Here is an 18,089-nt window from a genome sequence, read left to right on the forward strand (position 1 = left end):
GGCGGGACCGGGCGGAGTCAGGCGGGCTCGGTGGCGGCGGGTCCGCCGAGGGCGTCGCGGCGTTCGGGCGGACGCAGGGAGACCATCCGGTGCCAGCCGGCGAGGCGTTCGTAGGCGTACACGGCGTGGATGCCGGCCGCGAGCAGCGCGGACCTGGCCCGGGACCAGCCGAGGACACGGCCCATGTGGACCATGACGGCGAGGCTGACGTCCCGGTGGACGCGGATCTCGGCGAGGGCGCACTCGCGCAGGGTGCGCTGGATGGCGCGGCCGTGGCCGGCTCCCGCGAGGCGGAGCAGTTCCTCGTGGCAGTAGGCGAGGTGGTTGTCCTCGTCGTCGGAGATCATCCGCACCGCGCGTCCGACGTCGGGGTGGTCACCGAAGTGGTGGCGCAGCATCCGCATCTGCTCGGAGGCGCGCTGTTCGGTGACGCGGCTGTGGGCGAGGTAGACGACGAGGTCCTGGACGGTGAGCGGCCGGTCGGTCTTGAGCCTGTCGTGGGCGAGGCCGATGCCCTTCCGTTCCAGGAGCATCGTGTAGTCGGTCTCGGGCGGTACGGGGACGGGCCGCAGGCCGCGCTTCCTCATGAGGGCGCCGAAGATCCGCCCGTGCTTGTCCTCGTCGGCGCCGTGCCGGGCGATCTTGGGGGCCAGGGCGCGTTCGCTCTCCGGAACCAGTGCGGCGATCCGGCCGTTCTCCCAGCCGCCCTGGGCCTCCCCGCCGGCCGCGATGGAGCAGAAGAGGCGGAAGGACTCGTCGTCGTCGAGGATCTCCTGGAACAGACTCTTGGCCGAAAGCATCGTGGGCGCCTCTCTGCGGGACGCGTGGATTCCGCGGGTTCCGCCGCTTCCGTGGGGTTCCGCACGGATCGAGTCAAGTGCCGTGCGGGAGGTGGTGCAACAGGTGTGTCGGCCGAATGGGCCGAACGGAGGAGGAACGGCGGCCGGGCCGGGAGACGTGGCCGGGCGGGCGGGGAGACCTGACCCGGCGGGCGGGGAGGCACGGCCGGGCGGGCCTGGTCGCGGTCCGGGGCGTAACCGGGCGGGCGCGGGCGCGTTGTTCCCCGTGACGGCCGTGGCGGGGAAGACCCCCGAGCCCCCACCACGGCCGCTGAAACTCCTCCACGTGGGGGCGACTCCCCCGCGTGGGGCGGGGTGTCACGCGAGGCCGCTGCGCTCCAGCGCCTCGGCGCCCGCCCGCAGGGAGGCGAGCCGCTCGTCGAGGGTGAAGCCGGCGGGCGCGAGGGTGAGGGTGGTGACGCCGGCCGCGGCGTAGGCCGTCATGCGGTCGGCGATGCGCTCGACGGAGCCGAGCAGGGTGGTCCCGTCGATCAGGTCCTGCGGCACGGCGGCCGCGGCGCCCTGCTTGTCGCCGGACAGGTACTTGTCCTGGATCTCGGCGGCCTCCTTCTCGTAACCCATGCGCTGGGCGAGCTGGTTGTAGAAGTTCTGCCTGCGGCTGCCCATGCCGCCGACGTAGAGCGCGGTGTAGGGGCGGAAGGTGTCGGCGAGCCGGGCGACGTCCTGGTCGGGGCCGACGGCGAGCGGCAGCGTCGGGCAGATGTCGAACCCGTCGAGCGTCCGGCCCGCCTTCTCCCGGCCGGCGCGCAGATGCCGGACGGCGGTGTCCTCCAGGTGGTCCGCGGAGGGGAAGATCAGCAGCGCGCCGTCGGCGATCTCGCCGGTCTGCTCCAGGTTCTTGGGGCCGATGGCGGCGATGTAGAGCGGGATGTGCTCGCGCTCGGGGTGCACGGTCAGCTTGATCGGCTTGCCCGGGCCGCCGGGCAGCGGCAGCGTCCAGTGCTCGCCCTCGTACGACAGGCGCTCGCGGGTCATGGCCTTGCGGACGATCTCGACGTACTCGCGGGTGCGGGCGAGGGGCTTGTCGAACTTGACGCCGTACCAGCCCTCGGAGACCTGCGGTCCCGAGACGCCGAGGCCGAGGCGGAAGCGGCCGCCGGAGAGCGAGTCGAGGGTGGCGGCGGTCATCGCGGTCATCGCGGGCTGGCGGGCCGGGATCTGGAAGATGGCCGAGCCGACGTCGATCCGTTCGGTCTGCGCGGCGACCCAGGTGAGCACCGTGGCCGCGTCGGAGCCGTACGCCTCGGCGGCCCAGCACACGGCGTAGCCCAGCCGCTCGGCCTCCTGCGCCACGGTGAGATTGTCCGCGTCCATCCCGGCGCCCCAGTAGCCGAGGTTGATCCCGAGCTGCATGACCGCATCCCCTTACCGATCAGTAACGTCCTTGTCGGCCCGACATTAGCGCGCGCGACGGCCGAGGGGCAGGGGCGGGCACGCCGGCGGTCGGCGTGGCGGGGCGAACCCGCAGGCGCGCCGCGGGAAAGGGACCGTGCCGGGCCGCGCCGGACGTGGCGGAAATCGGTTGTCCACAGGCAACCCACGGCACCAGTTCTGGCCAGTAATCTCGGCGGACATGGAGCAGAGGTATCTCGGCCGTACCGGCCTGCGTGTGTCCCGGATCGGACTCGGCACCCTCACGTGGGGCCGGGACACCGACGAGCACGACGCCGCGGACATGCTGAAGGCGTTCTGGGAGGCGGGCGGCACCCTGGTCGACACGGCGGACGTGTACGGCGCGGGGGAGGCCGAGTATCTGCTCGGGCAGCTCATCGAGGGGCTGGTGCCGCGACAGGACCTGGTCATCTCGACGAAGGCGGGCAGCGTGCCCGACCCCGACCGCCGTTTCAACGGCTCGCGCGGTCATCTGCTCGCCGCGCTGGACGCGTCGCTGGCCCGGCTGGGCACGGACTACGTGGACGTGTGGCACATCCACGCCTTCGATCCGGACACCCCGCTGGAGGAGACGCTCCAGGCCCTCGACCTCGCGGTCAGCAGCGGCCGGGCGCGCTATGCGGGGGTGTCCAACTTCTGCGGCTGGCAGCTCGCCAAGGCGGCGACGTGGCAGCTGGCGGGGGCGGGAGCGCGGACCCGGCTGGCCAGCACGCAGATGGAGTACTCCCTGCTCCAGCGCGGCATCGAGCGGGAGGTGCTGCCGGCGGCGCTGGACCTGGGCGTGGGGCTGCTGCCGTCCTCCCCGCTCGGGCGGGGGGTGCTGACCGGCAAGTACCGCACCATGACGCCGCCGGACTCGCGGGGGGCGTCCGAGCATCTGGCGCCGTTCGTCGAGCCGTATCTGGACGACACGGCGAGTCACATCGTGGAGGCGGTGACGACGGCCGCGGACGGGCTCGCGGTGACCCCGCTCCAGGTGGCACTCGCCTGGGTCCGCGACCGGCCGGGCGTGGCAGCGCCGATCGTGGGCGCGCGCAACGCGCAGCAGCTCACGGCGGCGTTGTCAGTGGAGGCGCTTAGTCTTCCCGACGAGATCTGCAGGGCCCTCGACGACGTGTCGGCGCCCCTGCACCGCTATCCCGACCACGACTGGAGCACCCTGTGACCACGGAACCGGGCACCCCGGAGGAACCCCGCCCCGAGACACCGGGAAGCGCCCAGGGGGCCGCGGAAGGCGACGGGGTGGGGGCGGCAGGGGACGGGACGGCCGGGGCCAGGACGGCCGGCGCTGCGGATTCCGCCGGGGCGGACGCCGGGGCCACGGGCGAGGCCGGGGACGGCGGGGGTTCGGGCCGGGCCGGGGACGGAAGCGGCGATGACGGGGGTGGGGACGGCGCCTCGGCGAGTGGCGGTGGTGCGGACTCTGCGGGAGCGGGGGCCGAGGGTGCCGGGGACCGGGCGGCGGCCGGGGGCCGTGACTCCGAGGGGGCGGCCGGGAGTGCGGACGGGGGCTCCGGGGACGCGAAGCAGTTGTCCGAGGCCGAGGCCGAGTTGGTGGCTCAGCGGGTCGAGCGGGAGCGGATCGCCCGGCGGAAGGCCGAGAAGGCGGGGCCGGTCGAGAGCGGCGGCAAGCTGAGCGGCACGGCGGCCGATCTGCTGGCGGCGGTCCGGGCCGTGGAGAGCGGGGCGAAGCCCGTCGCCGGTGCCTTCGCGGAGCCCGCGCCGGCGCCCCGAAGGCCGGCCGTGCAGGAGCCGGTCCACCGTCCCGAGCCCGCCCCGGTCCACGCCCCGGTGGCACCGGCGACGGAGACCGTCGACGCCGTGCGGCGTGTGCTGACCGAGGGCGGCGCCCCCGATTCCCTCGCCCCGCAGATCGCCGAGGTCCTCGGCGAGGGCGCCGACGACGTCCTGCGGGAGGACCCCTGGCAGTTGCTGCGGGTCGCGAGCGTACGGCCGGACCAGGCCGACGGGTTCGCGCGGGCGCTGCTCGGCGCCGAGTGCGGACCGGACGACGAGCGCCGGGGCCGTGCGCTGACCGTCCGGCTGCTGGAACAGGCCGCGGCGGCCGGGCACACGGCGCTGGAGATGCCCGCACTGGAGGCCGCGCTGACCCAGCGGTCCGTACCGGACCCGGAGGCCGCCGTGCGCGGCACGCTCGCGGAGGGCGAGGCCCTGGTGTTCCAGGACGCCCTGGAGGAGCCCGGCGCCCCGGCCGCGCGGCCGCAGGGGGAGCGGGCGGAGAACCACGACGGGGAGGACGGGGAGGACGACGAGGAGGAGCGTCCGGTACGGGTCCTCGTCGGCCTGGAGCGCTACGCGCTGGCGGAGGAGAGCCTCGCCGACGCGCTGGCCCGGCTGGTCAACGCCCTGTCCAAGGAGGACACCCGGCAGTGGGAGACGGCCGCCGCCTCCGCACCCCGCGCCGCGGCCGAGCTGGTCCGTGCGGTCGCCGGTCACGGCCTCGTGCTGCACACCGGCGGCGAGGCGGCCCGCGCCGAACCGGCCGCCCTGCTGACGGCCGCCCGCGCGGCGGGGCTGCGGGCCGTCGCCGCCTGCCACACCCCCGACGGCCGGCGCCGGTTCGCCGCGCTGCTCGGGGCACCCGAGGAGGAGGCCGCCGGCTCCGTCGTCACGGTCCCCGGTCTGCTCGCCGGCACCGAGGGTCCCGGGCGGGACGCCGAGGGCGCGCTGGCCCTGGACCTCCTGGTCGTTCTGGACGCTCCGCTGCTGGACGTGGAGGGCGCGGCGATGCTCGTGGAGTCGCTGCCCGACGGTGCGCGGCTGGTGCTGAGCGGTGATCCCGCGGTGCTGTGGTCGGCGGGGCCGGGGCGGGTCTTCGCCGACCTCCTCGCGGTCCGTGCCTGCCCCCAGATCGCCTCGCGCACGCCCGATCCGGGTCCGCTCGGCGAACTGGTCTCGGGCATCGGCATCGGTGAGCTGAACCAGGTCGAGGCGCCGGGCAAGGAGGTCGTGATCGTGCCGGTGCGGGACGCGGGCGAGGCCGTGCACCGGACCGTGCAGCTGGTCGCGGACTCGGTGCCGCGCGCCCTCGGGGTGCCGGCCGAGCAGACCGCGGTGATCACTCCGGGGCACGGCGGGGCGGCGGGCACCCGTGCGCTGAACGCCGCGCTCAAGGAGCGGCTCAACCCGGGTCCCGGCCGCTTCGGCGGCTTCGACCCCGGGGACCGGATCGCCTACTCCCCCGCGCCGGGTCGTACGGTGCAGGGGCAGGTGGTGAAGGCCGACGCGGAGGGGCTGCACCTGAGGTGCGCCGGGGCGGCCGTGGTCGTACCGAAGGAGCGGGTGGAGCAGTCCGTGCGGCACGGGTGGGCGCTGACCGCGCACCAGGCGGTGGGCTGCCGCTGGCCTGCGGTGGTCGTGGTGCTGCCGGGCGACGCGACGCAGGCCCTCAGCCGGCCCTGGGTCTACACGGCGTTCAGCCGGGCCGACCGCCATCTGTCCGTGGTCCACGGAGCGGAGCAGTCCCTGCCGAGGGCGGTGGCGGACGTCCCCCACAAGCCCCGCACGACCCGTCTCCCCACCCTGCTGCGCCCCCAACTCCCCCCGGCGCCCTGACCGTCCGGCCGGCCGCGCCGACGCGGGACGGCGGTGCCGAACCGGCCCGATCGGTTCGGCACCGCCGTCACCGCGGTGTCAGCGCTCCGCGTCGAGGGGCTCCAGGTCGTCGTCGGCGTCCAGGTCCAGCTCGTCCTCGAGATCGTCGTCATCCGCGCCGTCGTCCGTCTCGTCGTCGTCCGTCTCCTCGTCGAACACCGCGCTGACGTCGAACCGGCACACGACCTGCTGCGGATCGATCTGCTCGAACGGCGCCTCCAGCCACTCCCCCGGCTCGGGCGTCTCGTCCGAGGCGGTCACCCAGAGCGTCGAGTCGCCCTCCTCCAGCCCGAACTCCTTGTGCCGGGAGGCGATCTCGTCGGGCTCGAACTCGCCGAACAGGATGCCGAGCGCGCCGTGCACGGTGGCGGCGTCCGCGCCGGCACCGTTCTCGTACTCCACCGCCTCGACCCGCTGTGCCTGTGCCAGCAGTCGCTGGGGCTCCACCACGGCGTAGTCACGGCGGATCAGCACGCTGAGGGCGTTCGGCTCCTCGGGCCCCGCGTACGGCGGGAGGGAGTCCTCCGCGCCGGGGATCTCGAAGGGGGTGACCTCGTCGTAACGGTCGTAGAGCAGCTCGTCGTACGCTTCGGCGGCCGCCGCGAGCTGGTTGAACGCCTCGTAGACGGCCGGGTCGTCCTCCCCCGACCTGCGTTCGACCGCGGCCAGGTGGCGGTCGAGCGCGGTCTTGACCGCCTCGGCGGCGGCGCGTACCTCGGCAGCGGTGGGCTGCGCAGCATCAGACATAGTGCAGACGCTATCCGTACCCGGCCCCAGCCCGCACAATAGATGCGATGCCGGAATACGAATTTGTCGACGTGTATGTGCCTCGCGGGGTCTCCCGCAAGGAGGCGACGCGTCTACTGACGGACCATGCCGAGTACGGACACTGGGAGTTGGACCGACTGAGCCTGATGCACGACGGCAGCCGCAGGGTGCGGTTGCGCCGGCGGATCATCCGCCAGGTGCGCGCCACGTGGTGATGCAGGCCGCACGAACGGAATGGGCCCCGCCGTAGCGGGGCCCGCTCCGTTTGAGGGGGGTGCTCCGGGCCGTGAATGGCCGAAACCGCCCGCCCTCGAACGGCTAGGGCGAGGCGCGGGCCTTGCGGTAGAGCACCGCACCCGCCAGCAGGGCGCCGGCGCCGACCGGGAGCACGACGCCCAGGGGCAGTTCACCGCCGGTGTGGGCGAGCTGGGCGCCGGGGCGGGGGCCGGTCACGCCGCTGCTCCGGTACCCCACGTTCGTGGACCCGCCGGGCCGCACGCCGGACGGATTCCCCGGCGTACCGGGGTGCCCGGGGTTGCTGGGGCTACTGGGGTTACTGGGGTTGCCGGGCTGATCGGGCGTCCCCGGCGTACCGGGAGGCGTCGTACCGCCGCCACCGCCGCCACCGCCACCACCGTGACCGCCTCCGCCATGGCCGCCCCCACCACCGTGGCCGCCACCTCCGTTACCACCACCGTGGTCACCGCCTCCGTGGCCGCCTCCATGACCTCCGTGCCCCCCGTGCCCCCCGTGCCCGCCATGGCCGCCGTGCCCTCCATGGCCACCCCCGGTGCCGCTTCCGCCGCCCCCGTTGCCGCACTCGTTGTCCGTCGACGGGTTGCCGATGCCGACGAGGTCGACGCTGTTGCCGCAGACGTTGACGGGGACGTCGATCGGCACCTGGACGGTGTTGCCGGAGCCGACGCCCGGTGAGTCGTCGGTGTGGCCCTGGGCGTGACCGCCGGGGGCGCCCCCGCCCCTGTTGCCGCTGTTGCCGCACGTGTTGCCCATCGACGGGTTGAGCAGACCGACGACGTTCACGGTGTTGCCGCAGACGTTGACCGGCACGTGCACGGGCACCTGGACCGTGTTGCCGGACAGCACGCCGGGCGAACGGTGGGCGGAGCCGCTCGCGCCCGAGTCGGCGTGCGCGTAACCGCTCGCGGCGGCGAGCACACCGGTCGCCGCGGCCATGGTCATGAGTCCCTTGCGGGTCCTCTGTCGCATTGCTGAAATCCCCCCTGCCTCGGATCCCGCGGATTCCTGGTCCCCGGTTTCCTGTTCCCTGATTCCGAATTCTTCGCGTCCTGGACGCGGAAAGACCGGTCGGCTCCGGAGCGCATGGCGCGCGCTCCGGAGCCGACGGAAAAGCTCCTCAGGGAGCGGACGTCACTTGTTGACGCAGGCGTTGCCGAAGGCGGGGTTCAGCAGCCCGATCACCGAGATCGTGTTGCCGCAGACGTTCACCGGGACGTGCACCGGAACCTGGATGACGTTGCCGGAGACGACGCCCGGGGAGTGCACGGCCGCACCCTGGGCACCGGAGTCGGCGACGGCCAGGCCGGCGCCCGCGAGAACCAGACCACCGGTGGCGGCCGCGGCGGCGACGATCTTCTTGATCATTATTCCTCCTTGTTGGCAAAGCGATCCCAAGCAGCGGATCGCATCACGAGTAACGAGGAGGGAGTAATGGGGATACGAGCTTATCGTCGCATTCACTCTTATCGGTAAGTCCGCACAGGCGACCGATTACCGAGGTCCGGTTTCCGTGGGCACGTTCGCGTTCAGGAGGCGTCGATGAACCGGTCGAGCACCCGCACGCCGAACTTGAGCCCGTCCACCGGCACCCGCTCGTCGACGCCGTGGAACATGCCCGCGAAGTCCAGCTCCGGCGGCAGCTTGAGCGGCGCGAAGCCGAAACCGCGGATGCCGAGGTCGTCGAAGGACTTGGCGTCCGTGCCACCGGAGAGCATGTACGGGATCGCCTTCGCGGCCGGGTCCTCGGCGACCAGCGCGGACTGCATGGCCTCGACCAGGGCGCCGTCGAAGGTGGTCTCGACGGCCTTGTCGGAGTGCACGTCCTCGCGCCGCACGTGCGGGCCGAGGAGCCGGTCGAGGTCGGTGAGGAACTCGTCCTCGAAGCCGGGCAGGAAGCGTCCGTCGATGTGCGCGGTGGCCTCGCCGGGGATGACGTTGACCTTGTAGCCGGCGTTGAGCTGGGTGGGGTTGGCGGTGTTGCTCAGCGTCGCGCCGATCAGCTTGGCGATGCCGCCGAGCCGGGCGAGCGTCGACTTCATGTCCTCCGGGTCCAGCTCGGTGCCGAGGGCGTCGCCGAGCTCGTCGAGGAAGGCGCGGGTGGTCTTGGTGACCCGTACCGGGAACGTGTGGCGGCCTACACGGGCGACGGCCTCGGACAGCTCGGTGATCGCGTTGTCGCGGTGGATCATCGAGCCGTGTCCGGCCGTCCCGGCGACGGTCAGCTTCATCCAGTGCATGCCCTTCTCGGCCGTCTGGATCAGATAGAGCCGGCGCTGCTCGTTCACCGTGAACGAGAAGCCGCCGACCTCGCTGATCGCCTCGGTGACGCCCTCGAAGAGGTCGGGGTGGTGGTCGACGAGGTGCCGGGCGCCGAAGGTGCCGCCGGCCTCCTCGTCGGCGAGGAAGGCGAGCACGATGTCGCGCGGGGGACGGCGTCCGCTGCGCAGCCGGTCGCGCACGACCGCCAGGGTCATCGCGTCCATGTCCTTCATGTCGACGGCCCCGCGGCCCCACACGCACCCGTCGGTGATCTCGCCGGAGAAGGGGTGGTGGGTCCAGTCGGCGGCGTTGGCCGGTACGACGTCGAGGTGGCCGTGGATCAGCAGGGCGGGCCGGGACGGGTCCGTGCCCTCGATGCGGGCCACGGTGGAGGCACGGCCCGGGTGCGACTCGAAGATCTTCGGTTCGAGCCCCACCTCGGCGAGCTTCTCCGCGACGTACTCGGCGGCCTTGCGCTCGCCCGGGCCCGAGTGGTCGCCGTAGTTGCTGGTGTCGAACTGGATCAGCTCGCGGCAGAGGTCCACGACCTCGTCCTCGCCGGTGACGCCCCTGGCCGTGTCCGTCTCGCTCACGATGCTTCCTCCCACTGTCACTGCTGGTGGTCCTCCCTCATCCTCCCTCCCCCGACGCTCCCCTCCCAAGACCGGACCCGGCCCGTCACACGCAGTTCACGGGCGCGGGAGTCCGGGGACGGGGTGTGATCGGCCGCCCCCGAAAGCCTGGTAGTGTTTCCTTCATCGCCACGGGGGGAACCCCGCGCGACAGACACCTGGTCCGGGTGGCGGAATGGCAGACGCGCTAGCTTGAGGTGCTAGTGCCCTTTATCGGGCGTGGGGGTTCAAGTCCCCCCTCGGACACACTGAAGACCCCTGTGAAAACAGGGGTCTTTCGCGTTTTTCGGTTTCCCGTTCGCCGGGCCACGACCCCGTAGATCATGGAGCGATGGCGGACACGAGGGATGTGGCGGCCGCCGCCCAGGGCTTCGACCGGGCGGCGCTGGGGGATCTGCTGAAGCGGGCGGACCAGGACCGACGACAGGTCGCCGAGAGGTTCCCGCTCGACGGCTGGCCCGACCTCACGTTGGACCGGTACGCGCTCGGCATGCCGTACGACGCCGGCACCGGCCACCCGTTCTGCTGGTACATGGAGTACGGGACGGAGGCGCTCGGCAGTATCCGCGGCGGCAGCGCAGCGAAGCACATCATCTACCGGCAGCGACGCAGCGGCGAGTGGCGGCTGCCCGCGTCGCTCCAGAAGGCGGGCGCGAGCATCGACGAGGCGTGGCGGCTGGTCCGCACCGAGTTCGTCACCGCGTTCGACGCTGTGCGGAGCGGGGACTTCCACGGCATCGAGGAGCTCGACCTGCTGTCGTACGGGCAGGCCCTGGTCACCAAGGCGCTGGCGACGTACTTCCCGGACGACTTCCTGCCCGTCTACTCGGCCTCGCACCTCCAGCACTTCACCGAGTTGCTCGGCGGGACGGGACACCGGGCCTACGGCAACGTCCGCTCCTGGCGGGCCAACCGGGAACTGCTCGCCCTCGTGCGCGGCATGCCCGAATTCGACGGCTGGCACCCGCTGGAGGTCGTGCGCTTCCTGTACGGCGCGTTCTCCCCGAAGCCCCGGCGGCGTGACACCTGGAAGATCGCGCCGGGTCCGCGCGCCGTCCTGTGGGAGGAGTGCCGGGCAGGCGGCCACATCCGGGTCGGCTGGGACGAGGTCGGTGACCTCGGCGCGTACGAGAGCGATGTGGAGCTCAAGCGGGAGCTGGACGAGCTGTGGCCGCATTCCGTGGGCGGCAATCTGCGGCTCGCCCGCCAGCTGCTGGCCTACCGCGACCTGGAGCCCGGTGACCGGGTCGTCGCCAATCGGGGCAAGTCGGAGGTACTCGCCCTGGGTGAGGTCGACGGCGGCTACACCTACGACGAGTCGTACGCCGAGTACCGGCACAAGGTGCCCGTGGCCTGGGACGAGAGCTTTGCGCAGGTCTTCCCGCTGCCGGAGAACGCCTGGCAGCCGACCTTCGCGAAGGTCCCGGAGAAGCTCCTGCGGCGCGTCCAGGAGGGGCGCACGGCCTCGGCGGCCTCACCGAGCATGCCGGTGGAGGTTCCCGACGTAGTGCAGGACGTGCTGGAGGTGCTGCGGCACAAGGGGCAGGTGATCCTCTTCGGCCCGCCCGGCACCGGCAAGACCCGGCTGGCGCTGAGCGCGGCGCTGGCGCTGGCCGGCCGGGCGGACGCCATCGAGGCGGCGCCCGCCGAACGCTCGGCGGCCGTGACCGGCCTGCTGCCCGCCCCCGGTTCCCAGGGGGTGACACAGGTCTCACTGGTGACCTTCCATCCTTCGTACGGTTACGAGGACTTCGTCGAGGGCTTCAGGCCGGACACGGCCTCGGACCAGGCGGGGCTGAACCTCAAGAGGCGCGACGGGATCTTCCTGCGCATCTGCGCGGCGGCCGAGGCGGCACCCGAACAGACCTTCCTGCTGATCATCGACGAGATCAACCGCGGTGATCTTCCCCGCATCCTCGGGGAGTTGGTCACCCTGCTGGAGACGGACAAGCGGGGCATACCGGTAACCCTGCCCGTCAGCGGGCGACAGGTCAGCATTCCGCACAACGTCCGGATCATCGGCACGATGAACACCGCCGACCGCAGCGTGGGACATCTGGACGCGGCCGTCCGGCGACGCTTCGGGTTCATCGAGGTCCCGCCGGACCTGGACTCCGTGGAGGGCTCGGTGGGGGCGCTGGACCTCGCGACGTTCCTCGGCGCGCTGAACGCGCGGCTGGCGCGGGAGTTCGGTCCTGACCACCAGCTCGGCCAGGCGTTCCTGCTGCGGGACGATCAGCCTGTCGCCACTGAGGAGGAACTGGGCCTGGTCTTCTACCACGACATCGTGCCGCAGATCGAGGACCACGGAATGGGCCGGCCCGAGCCGTTGCGTACCATCCTCGGCGATCTCGTGGACCCGGACTCCGGGCGCGTCGCCCGGATGACGCCACAGGACCTCCCCAGCAAGCTGGCGGCCGAGTTCATGGAGCCGGACGATGCCGTCGAACGGTGAACGCCGCTCGGCACCGACGGACGTGGTGCTGGAGGAGCACACGTCCGTCGCCCTGGCGCGGGATCAACTGACCGAGGCCGACCGGCGGGTCCTCGGTCCGCTCGTCGCCCATGACCGGATCCGGTTGCTGGAGACGCGCACCGGCTGGAAGATCACGGCCCGGTCGACGGTCGGAGTGCTCAGGCTCAGCCGGGTCCGGCTGGTCGTCACACCGAAGATGACCATTTCCGGCAGTCGGCTGATCTCCTGGCTCTGCTACGCCCATGGCATCCCCGTGCCGCACGCGACCCCCAGATCCTGGCTGACGGGCGACGCCGGATACGCGGCGGTCGTCCCGCACGCGCTGCTCACCGAGTGCCAGGCACTGCTGAAGGAGGGGCTGCGGCGCGACTACACCCGGCTGGAGGGGGTGCAGCCCGTGCTGCGTGGACAGCTGGACCTGCGGGCGCAGCTGACACGGCAGTACGGGGTCGTCGACCGGTTGCACGTGCGGACCTTCGAACGGCGGATGGACATCTGGGAGAACCTGATCTGCGGTGCGGCGCTCACCGCGGCGATCCCGCTGACCGCGGACCCCGGTCTGATGCGGGCCCTGCGGGAGACGGCCGGGTACTTCCCCGCGCCCCGGCCGGAGGTGTCGGTGACGCATCTTCTGGCCCGCGCCCGTTATACCCGGCACAACTCCCGCTACCGGGCGGCGCACACCTGGGCGCGGCTGGTGCTGGGCGGAGGCGGCATCACCGATCTGCTCCAGGACCGGGGACTGCCGTCCGGAAGCCTGCTGCTGTGGATGGACAGGCTCTGGGAGCTGGTCGTACAGCGAATGGCCGAGCGGGCAGCCGCCGAGCTGGGCGGCGCGGCCGTGGACGTCGGCCCCGGCCGGGCCATCACGACGAGTGACGAGACGGGCCCGTACCCGAAGCCCTTCCGGCCCGACGTGCTGCTGCGGTTCGCGAACCCCGAGGAGCGCTTCCTGCCCGTCGACGCCAAGTACATCAGATACGGCGGCAGACGGCTCAGCGCCGAGAACCGGCATCAGCTACTGACGTACGTCGCCGGGTACACGACACCGGACGCCCGGGTGGCCGTGCTCGTCCATCCGAGCCCGGACGGTGCCACCAGCCGGACGGTACGGGTCGACGGGCCACGCGGGCGGCTGGGCACGATCAAGGTGCTGGGCATCGACACACGGCTCGCTCCCGAGCAGGCGGCGGCGCCGCTGCGGGAGGCCATCGCCGGGTTCGCGGCGCGCGACAGCGGCTGATCTGGACGAACCGCCCATGGGCGAGGCCTATCGGCGCCCTGTGGGGCATCTCTCGTTCGGTGTGGAGTCGGCAGGTCACCGTGGGTGAAAGGGGGCGGTGGGAGGGCTCGTACGGGTCTGTCGAGTGGCCGGTGAAAGGGGGCGGACCTAGCGTCGTACTAAAATTTCCGGCTTGTTACGGAGCCGCCGGACAACCCCAGGCACACCTGTGGGCCCGCCGGCGCCCCGGAGGCATCCGGGAACGAGACGCGAGGACCGGATGGCAGCCATACACGAGGGCAGTGCTCTCGGCCTGCTCGACGAGGAGATCCTCGATCAGTTCGGCGACACCGCACGTTTCTCCGCGGGGAACGCCGCCTCGCCGCGCACGCTCGTCGACGTGTTCGACGCGAGTGTGCGGTCGTATCCGAACGAGCCCGCCCTGGACGACGGGACGCGTCGGCTCACCTACCGTGCGCTGGCCACCGAGGTGGAGCGGCTGCGGCGTCGGCTGGCCGCCGCGGGGGTCGGGCGCGGGGACCGGGTGGGTGTGCGGGTTCCCTCCGGGACCAATGACCTGTACGTCGCGATCCTGGCCGTGCTCGCCGCCGGAGCCGCCTACGTCCCCGTCGACGCCGAGGACCCGGACGAGCGGGCCGACCTGGTGTTCGGGGAGGCGGAAGTCCAGGCCGTCGTGACGACCGACCACCACATCGAGGCGGGCCCGGGAGCCGGGACCGGGGCCGGAACGGTCGCAAACGGAGGGGACGGAGGGGCCGCACCTGGGGCCGTCATGCCCGGCGGCGCCGTATCCGGAGGCATCGCCCTCGACAAGACCGTGCCCGGGACTGTCGCTCCCGGGGTCGTCGCGCCCGGCGGGACCACACCCGTGGGTGCCACACCCGTGGGTGCCGCACCGGGAAGGGCCCTCCTCGGTGAGGCTGTGCCCGGAGGCCCGGCGTCCGCCACCGAGCGTCCAGCGGGAGGGACCCCCTCGCCCGCCGGATCATCCACCGTCCGCCCGGCCGGAACCGCCGTCGGCCCCACGGCTTCCGCCGACGGCCCCGTCACCCCCCTCGGTTCCGCCGGTCCCGGTGACCGCCTCGGCGGAACCGTCGGCCTCGCCAACCCTTCCGGCCGGTCCGCCGGTCGTCCCGGTGGCCCCGCCGCCCACCCCGCCGCCCACGTCCATCGGCCCCGTGTCGAGGATGACGCGTGGGTGATTTTCACCTCCGGGTCCACCGGGAAGCCGAAGGGGGTCGCCGTCAGTCATCGCAGTGCTGCCGCCTTCGTGGACGCCGAGGCCGCGTTGTTCCTGGCCGAGGAGCCGATCGGGCCCGGGGACCGGGTGATGGCCGGGCTGTCCGTGGCGTTCGACGCGTCGTGCGAGGAGATGTGGCTGGCGTGGCGGTACGGCGCCTGTCTGGTGCCGGTGCCCCGGTCGCAGGTCAGGAGCGGTGCCGACCTCGGACCGTGGCTGGTGGAGCAGGAGATCACCGTCGTCTCCACCGTGCCGACGCTGGCCGCGCTGTGGGAGCCGGAGACCCTGAACGACGTACGGCTGCTGATCTTCGGCGGTGAGGCGTGCCCGCCCGAGCTGGCGCAGCGGCTGGTCACCGAGGGCCGTGAGGTGTGGAACACCTACGGGCCCACGGAGGCGACCGTCGTGGCGTGCGCGGCGCTGCTGACCGGTGCGGAGCCCGTGCGGATCGGGCTGCCGCTGCCCGGCTGGGAGCTGGCCGTGGTCGACGAGGCCGGGCTGCCCGTGCCGATGGGCGGCAGCGGCCAGCTGGTGATCGGCGGGGTCGGGCTGGCCCGGTACCTGGACGCCGAGAAGGACGCGGAGAGGTACGCGCCGCTGGAGTCGCTGGGCTGGGAGCGGGCGTACCGCAGCGGTGACCTGGTGCGGGCCGATCCCGAGGGTCTTGTGTTCCTCGGGCGGGCCGACGAGCAGATCAAGCTGGGCGGCCGGCGCATCGAGCTGGGCGAGGTGGACGCGGCGCTGCAGGCGCTGCCCGGGGTCGCGGGCGCGGCCGCCGCCGTGCGCACCGCGCGCAGCGGCAATCAGCTGCTGGTCGGGTACGTCGTCACGCAGGACGGCTGGGACCGCGAGGCGGCGGTCGAGAAGCTGCGGGCCGCGCTGCCCGCCGCGCTCGTCCCGCTGCTGGCGCCGGTCGACGACCTGCCGACGCGGACGTCGGGCAAGGTGGACCGGGCCGCGCTGCCGTGGCCCCTGGAGAACGTGGAGCAGCCCGCAGCCGAGCTGTACGGCACGGAGGCGTGGCTGGCCGAGCAGTGGGCGGACGTCCTCGGCGCCCCGGTGACCAGCGCGTCGGACGACTTCTTCGCGATCGGCGGCGGCAGCCTGGCCGCCGCCCAGCTCACCACCCGGCTGCGCACCCGCTATCCGAGCGCGGCCGTCCTCGACATCTACCAGCAGCCGGTGCTGCGCAAGCTGGCCCGGCGCCTCGAGGCGTCGGCGCAGGGCGAGGAGGCGCGGCGCACTGTGGCGCCGGTCCCGGTGCGTGCGCAGCTGGTCCAGCTGCTGCTGCTCGTTCCGTTGTTCACGCTGCTCGGGCTGCGCTGGACGATCGTGCTGGCCGCGGCGGGCAATGTGCTGCCGGGGTACGGCTGGCTGCCGACGGCGTCCTGGTGGCTGCTGGCGGCGGGCGGTGCGCGGCTGCTGCTGCGCGGTGTGCGGCCGGGGCGGTATCCGCGCGGTGGCGGTGTGCACCTGCGGCTGTGGGCGGCCGAGCGGCTGGCCGAGTTCACGGGGGCGACGTCGCTGACCGGATCGTGGCTGGAGCGGTACGCGCGGGCGCTGGGCGCGCGGGTCGGCCCGGAGGTCGATCTGCATTCGCTGCCGCCGGTCACGGGTCTGCTGAAGCTGGGCCGCGGGGCCGCGGTGGAGTCCGAGGTGGACCTGTCCGGGCACTGGCTGGACGGGGACCGGCTGGAGGTCGGCGCGGTGAAGGTCGGCGCGCACGCGGTGGTCGGGACGCGCAGTGTGCTGTTCCCGGGCGCCCGGGTGGGCAAGCGGGCCGAGGTGGCGCCGGGTTCGGCGGTCACCGGGCAGGTGCCGACGGGGCAGCGCTGGGCGGGTGCGCCGGCGGTGAAGCTGGGCCGGGCGAAGCGGAACTGGCCGAAGGAGCGGCCGCGGCGGGGCACGTACTGGCGGGTGATGTATGGGGTGACGGGTGTCGCGCTGAGTGCGCTGCCCGTGGTCGCGGGTGCCGCCGCGCTGCTGGTGGCCGCGGTGTTCGTGCGGCCCGGTGCCGGGCTCGGTGCGGCGCTGCGCGGTGCGGGGCTCGCGCTGGTGCCGGCGACGCTCGCGTTCGGGCTGGTGTACGCGCTGCTGGTCCTGGTCTCGGTGCGGCTGCTGAGCGTGGGGCTGCGTACCGGGACGTATCCGACGCACAGCAGGGTCGGCTGGCAGGCGTGGACGGTCTCGCAGCTGATGGACCGTTCCCGGGAGACGCTGTTCCCGCTGTACGCGGGGCTGGTCACGCCGGTGTGGCTGCGGCTGCTCGGTATGCGGGTCGGCAAGGGCGCCGAGGTGTCGACGGTGCTGGCGCTGCCGAGCCTGACGACGGTCGGGGACGGGGCGTTCCTGGCGGACGACACGCTGACGGCTCCGTACGAGCTGGGCGGCGGCTGGGTGCGGATCGGGCGTGCGGAGATCGGCCGGCGGGCGTTCCTCGGGAACTCGGGGATGACGGCGCCGGGGCGCAGCGTGCCGGACGGCGGTCTGGTCGGGGTGCTGTCGGCGACGCCGAAGAAGGCGAAGAAGGGCACGTCGTACCTGGGGCTGCCGCCGGTGAAGCTGCCGCGCAGCACGAGCGACGGGGATCAGAGCCGGACGTACGATCCGCCGGTGCGGCTGCTGTGGGCGCGGGGTCTGGTGGAGCTGTGCCGGATCGTGCCGGTGTTCTGCTCGGCGGCGCTGGCCGCGCTGACGGCGGCGGCGCTGTGCGCGCTGGGGGTGTGGGCGCCGCTGCTCTCGGGTCTGGTGCTGCTCGGGGCGGGTCTGGTGGCCGGTGTCGTCTCGATCGTCGCGAAGTGGCTGCTCGTGGGCCGGCACCGGGGTGCGGAGCATCCGCTGTGGAGCGGGTTCGTGTGGCGCAACGAGCTGGCGGACACGTTCGTGGAGGTACTGGCGGTGCCGTGGCTGGCGGGTTCGGTGCCGGGCACGGTGGTGCTGACGGCGTGGCTGCGGGGGCTCGGGGCGCGGATCGGCCGGGGTGTGTGGGTGGAGAGCTACTGGCTGCCCGAGACGGACCTGGTGACGCTGGGGGACGCGTCGACGGTGGGCCGTGGCTGTGTGCTCCAGACGCACCTCTTCCACGACCGGATCTTGAGGACGGATACTGTGGTTCTCCGTGAGGGCGCCACGCTGGGTCCCGGCGGGATCGTGCTGCCCGGCAGTACGGTCGGGGCCCGTGCGACGCTGGGGCCCGCGTCGCTCGTCATGGCCGCGGAGTCGGTCCCGGACGACACCCGCTGGCTCGGGAACCCGATCGAGGCATGGCGCCCCTGAGCACGGGCCGTCCCGGTCCGGCGGGTGGTGCGGCGCCGGGCCGGAGGTCGAGCACAGCGCAGGGAGCGGA

12 protein-coding genes and 1 tRNA gene are annotated in these 18,089 nt (G+C 73.1%); 7 read left to right on the top strand and 6 right to left on the bottom strand.

Going from position 1 to position 18,089, the window contains the following annotated elements; all coding sequences use genetic code 11:
• Positions 1-17: 17 nt before the first annotated feature.
• Both AB0F77_RS08125 and AB0F77_RS08130 read right to left on the bottom strand, forming a co-directional pair.
• A complete protein-coding gene (locus AB0F77_RS08125) occupies positions 18-800 on the bottom strand; it encodes a ferritin-like domain-containing protein (RefSeq protein ID WP_361943330.1) in 783 nt (260 codons plus the stop codon).
• 357 nt (positions 801-1,157) lie between these two features.
• The gene (locus tag AB0F77_RS08130) at positions 1,158-2,213 is read right to left on the bottom strand and encodes an LLM class F420-dependent oxidoreductase (protein WP_361943332.1); all 1,056 of its coding nucleotides are present in this window, start codon (positions 2,211-2,213) and stop codon (positions 1,158-1,160) included.
• A gap of 220 nt (positions 2,214-2,433) precedes the next feature.
• Between AB0F77_RS08130 and AB0F77_RS08135 the strand changes: the two genes are divergently transcribed.
• Together AB0F77_RS08135 and AB0F77_RS08140 are read left to right on the top strand one after the other, a co-directional pair.
• Positions 2,434-3,417: an aldo/keto reductase gene (locus AB0F77_RS08135; RefSeq protein ID WP_361943336.1), complete on the top strand. Its 984-nt coding sequence runs from the start codon at positions 2,434-2,436 to the stop codon at positions 3,415-3,417.
• On the top strand, positions 3,414-5,828 hold the full coding sequence (locus AB0F77_RS08140) for a helix-hairpin-helix domain-containing protein (protein WP_361943339.1): 2,415 nt from the start codon (positions 3,414-3,416) through the stop codon (positions 5,826-5,828). The genes AB0F77_RS08135 and AB0F77_RS08140 overlap by 4 nt, the downstream gene beginning before the upstream one ends.
• A gap of 78 nt (positions 5,829-5,906) precedes the next feature.
• Here AB0F77_RS08140 and AB0F77_RS08145 read toward each other — a convergent pair whose 3' ends face one another.
• Positions 5,907-6,614 (bottom strand): hypothetical protein, encoded by a 708-nt coding sequence (locus tag AB0F77_RS08145; RefSeq protein ID WP_361943342.1) that lies wholly within the window; start codon positions 6,612-6,614, stop codon positions 5,907-5,909.
• A 47-nt stretch (positions 6,615-6,661) separates the two neighbouring features.
• Here AB0F77_RS08145 and AB0F77_RS08150 point away from each other — a divergent pair, with 47 nt between their 5' ends.
• On the top strand, positions 6,662-6,850 hold the full coding sequence (locus AB0F77_RS08150; protein ID WP_361943345.1) for a DUF5703 family protein: 189 nt from the start codon (positions 6,662-6,664) through the stop codon (positions 6,848-6,850).
• 103 nt (positions 6,851-6,953) lie between these two features.
• On the opposite strand, the gene AB0F77_RS08155 is transcribed toward AB0F77_RS08150, so the two are convergent.
• From AB0F77_RS08155 to AB0F77_RS08165, 3 genes are all read right to left on the bottom strand, one after another.
• Positions 6,954-7,862, bottom strand: a complete 909-nt coding sequence (locus AB0F77_RS08155) for a chaplin (RefSeq protein WP_361943348.1) — start codon at positions 7,860-7,862, stop codon at positions 6,954-6,956.
• A gap of 162 nt (positions 7,863-8,024) precedes the next feature.
• Positions 8,025-8,258: a chaplin ChpH gene (gene chpH, locus AB0F77_RS08160; protein ID WP_361943351.1), complete on the bottom strand. Its 234-nt coding sequence runs from the start codon at positions 8,256-8,258 to the stop codon at positions 8,025-8,027.
• Positions 8,259-8,419: 161 nt separating this feature from the next.
• Positions 8,420-9,745 carry a M20/M25/M40 family metallo-hydrolase gene (locus tag AB0F77_RS08165; RefSeq protein ID WP_361943354.1) on the bottom strand — a complete coding sequence of 442 codons (1,326 nt, stop codon included), beginning with the start codon at positions 9,743-9,745 and terminating at the stop codon, positions 8,420-8,422.
• Between the two features lie 200 nt (positions 9,746-9,945).
• Here AB0F77_RS08165 and AB0F77_RS08170 point away from each other — a divergent pair.
• The 4 genes from AB0F77_RS08170 to AB0F77_RS08185 all read left to right on the top strand — a co-directional run bounded on the left by AB0F77_RS08170 (position 9,946) and on the right by AB0F77_RS08185 (position 18,019).
• A tRNA-Leu gene (locus AB0F77_RS08170) sits at positions 9,946-10,030 on the top strand.
• Positions 10,031-10,115: 85 nt separating this feature from the next.
• Positions 10,116-12,239, top strand: a complete 2,124-nt coding sequence (locus AB0F77_RS08175) for an AAA family ATPase (protein WP_361943357.1) — start codon at positions 10,116-10,118, stop codon at positions 12,237-12,239.
• Positions 12,223-13,503, top strand: coding sequence for a PE-PGRS family protein (locus tag AB0F77_RS08180; RefSeq protein WP_361943360.1), 1,281 nt, complete (start codon positions 12,223-12,225; stop codon positions 13,501-13,503). Before AB0F77_RS08175 ends, AB0F77_RS08180 begins: the two co-directional genes overlap by 17 nt.
• Before the next feature lie 259 nt (positions 13,504-13,762).
• Positions 13,763-18,019, top strand: coding sequence for a Pls/PosA family non-ribosomal peptide synthetase (locus tag AB0F77_RS08185; RefSeq protein ID WP_361943363.1), 4,257 nt, complete (start codon positions 13,763-13,765; stop codon positions 18,017-18,019).
• Positions 18,020-18,089: the final 70 nt, after the last annotated feature.

Origin of the sequence: Streptomyces sp. NPDC026672 (genome assembly GCF_040638185.1) — a bacterium.
Taxonomy (GTDB): Bacteria; Actinomycetota; Actinomycetes; order Streptomycetales; family Streptomycetaceae; genus Streptomyces.

Excerpts from the sequence above, each read along its gene's own strand:
- AB0F77_RS08185 (WP_361943363.1), top strand. The coding sequence starts at position 13,763 with ATGGCAGCCATACACGAGGGCAGTGCTCTCGGCCTGCTCGACGAGGAG.
- AB0F77_RS08125 (WP_361943330.1), bottom strand. The coding sequence starts at position 800 with ATGCTTTCGGCCAAGAGTCTGTTCCAGGAGATCCTCGACGACGACGAG.
- AB0F77_RS08130 (WP_361943332.1), bottom strand. The coding sequence starts at position 2,213 with ATGCAGCTCGGGATCAACCTCGGCTACTGGGGCGCCGGGATGGACGCG.
- AB0F77_RS08180 (WP_361943360.1), top strand. The coding sequence starts at position 12,223 with ATGCCGTCGAACGGTGAACGCCGCTCGGCACCGACGGACGTGGTGCTG.
- AB0F77_RS08145 (WP_361943342.1), bottom strand. The coding sequence starts at position 6,614 with ATGTCTGATGCTGCGCAGCCCACCGCTGCCGAGGTACGCGCCGCCGCC.
- chpH (WP_361943351.1), bottom strand. The coding sequence starts at position 8,258 with ATGATCAAGAAGATCGTCGCCGCCGCGGCCGCCACCGGTGGTCTGGTT.
- AB0F77_RS08155 (WP_361943348.1), bottom strand. The coding sequence starts at position 7,862 with ATGCGACAGAGGACCCGCAAGGGACTCATGACCATGGCCGCGGCGACC.
- AB0F77_RS08175 (WP_361943357.1), top strand. The coding sequence starts at position 10,116 with ATGGCGGACACGAGGGATGTGGCGGCCGCCGCCCAGGGCTTCGACCGG.
- AB0F77_RS08135 (WP_361943336.1), top strand. The coding sequence starts at position 2,434 with ATGGAGCAGAGGTATCTCGGCCGTACCGGCCTGCGTGTGTCCCGGATC.
- AB0F77_RS08150 (WP_361943345.1), top strand. The coding sequence starts at position 6,662 with ATGCCGGAATACGAATTTGTCGACGTGTATGTGCCTCGCGGGGTCTCC.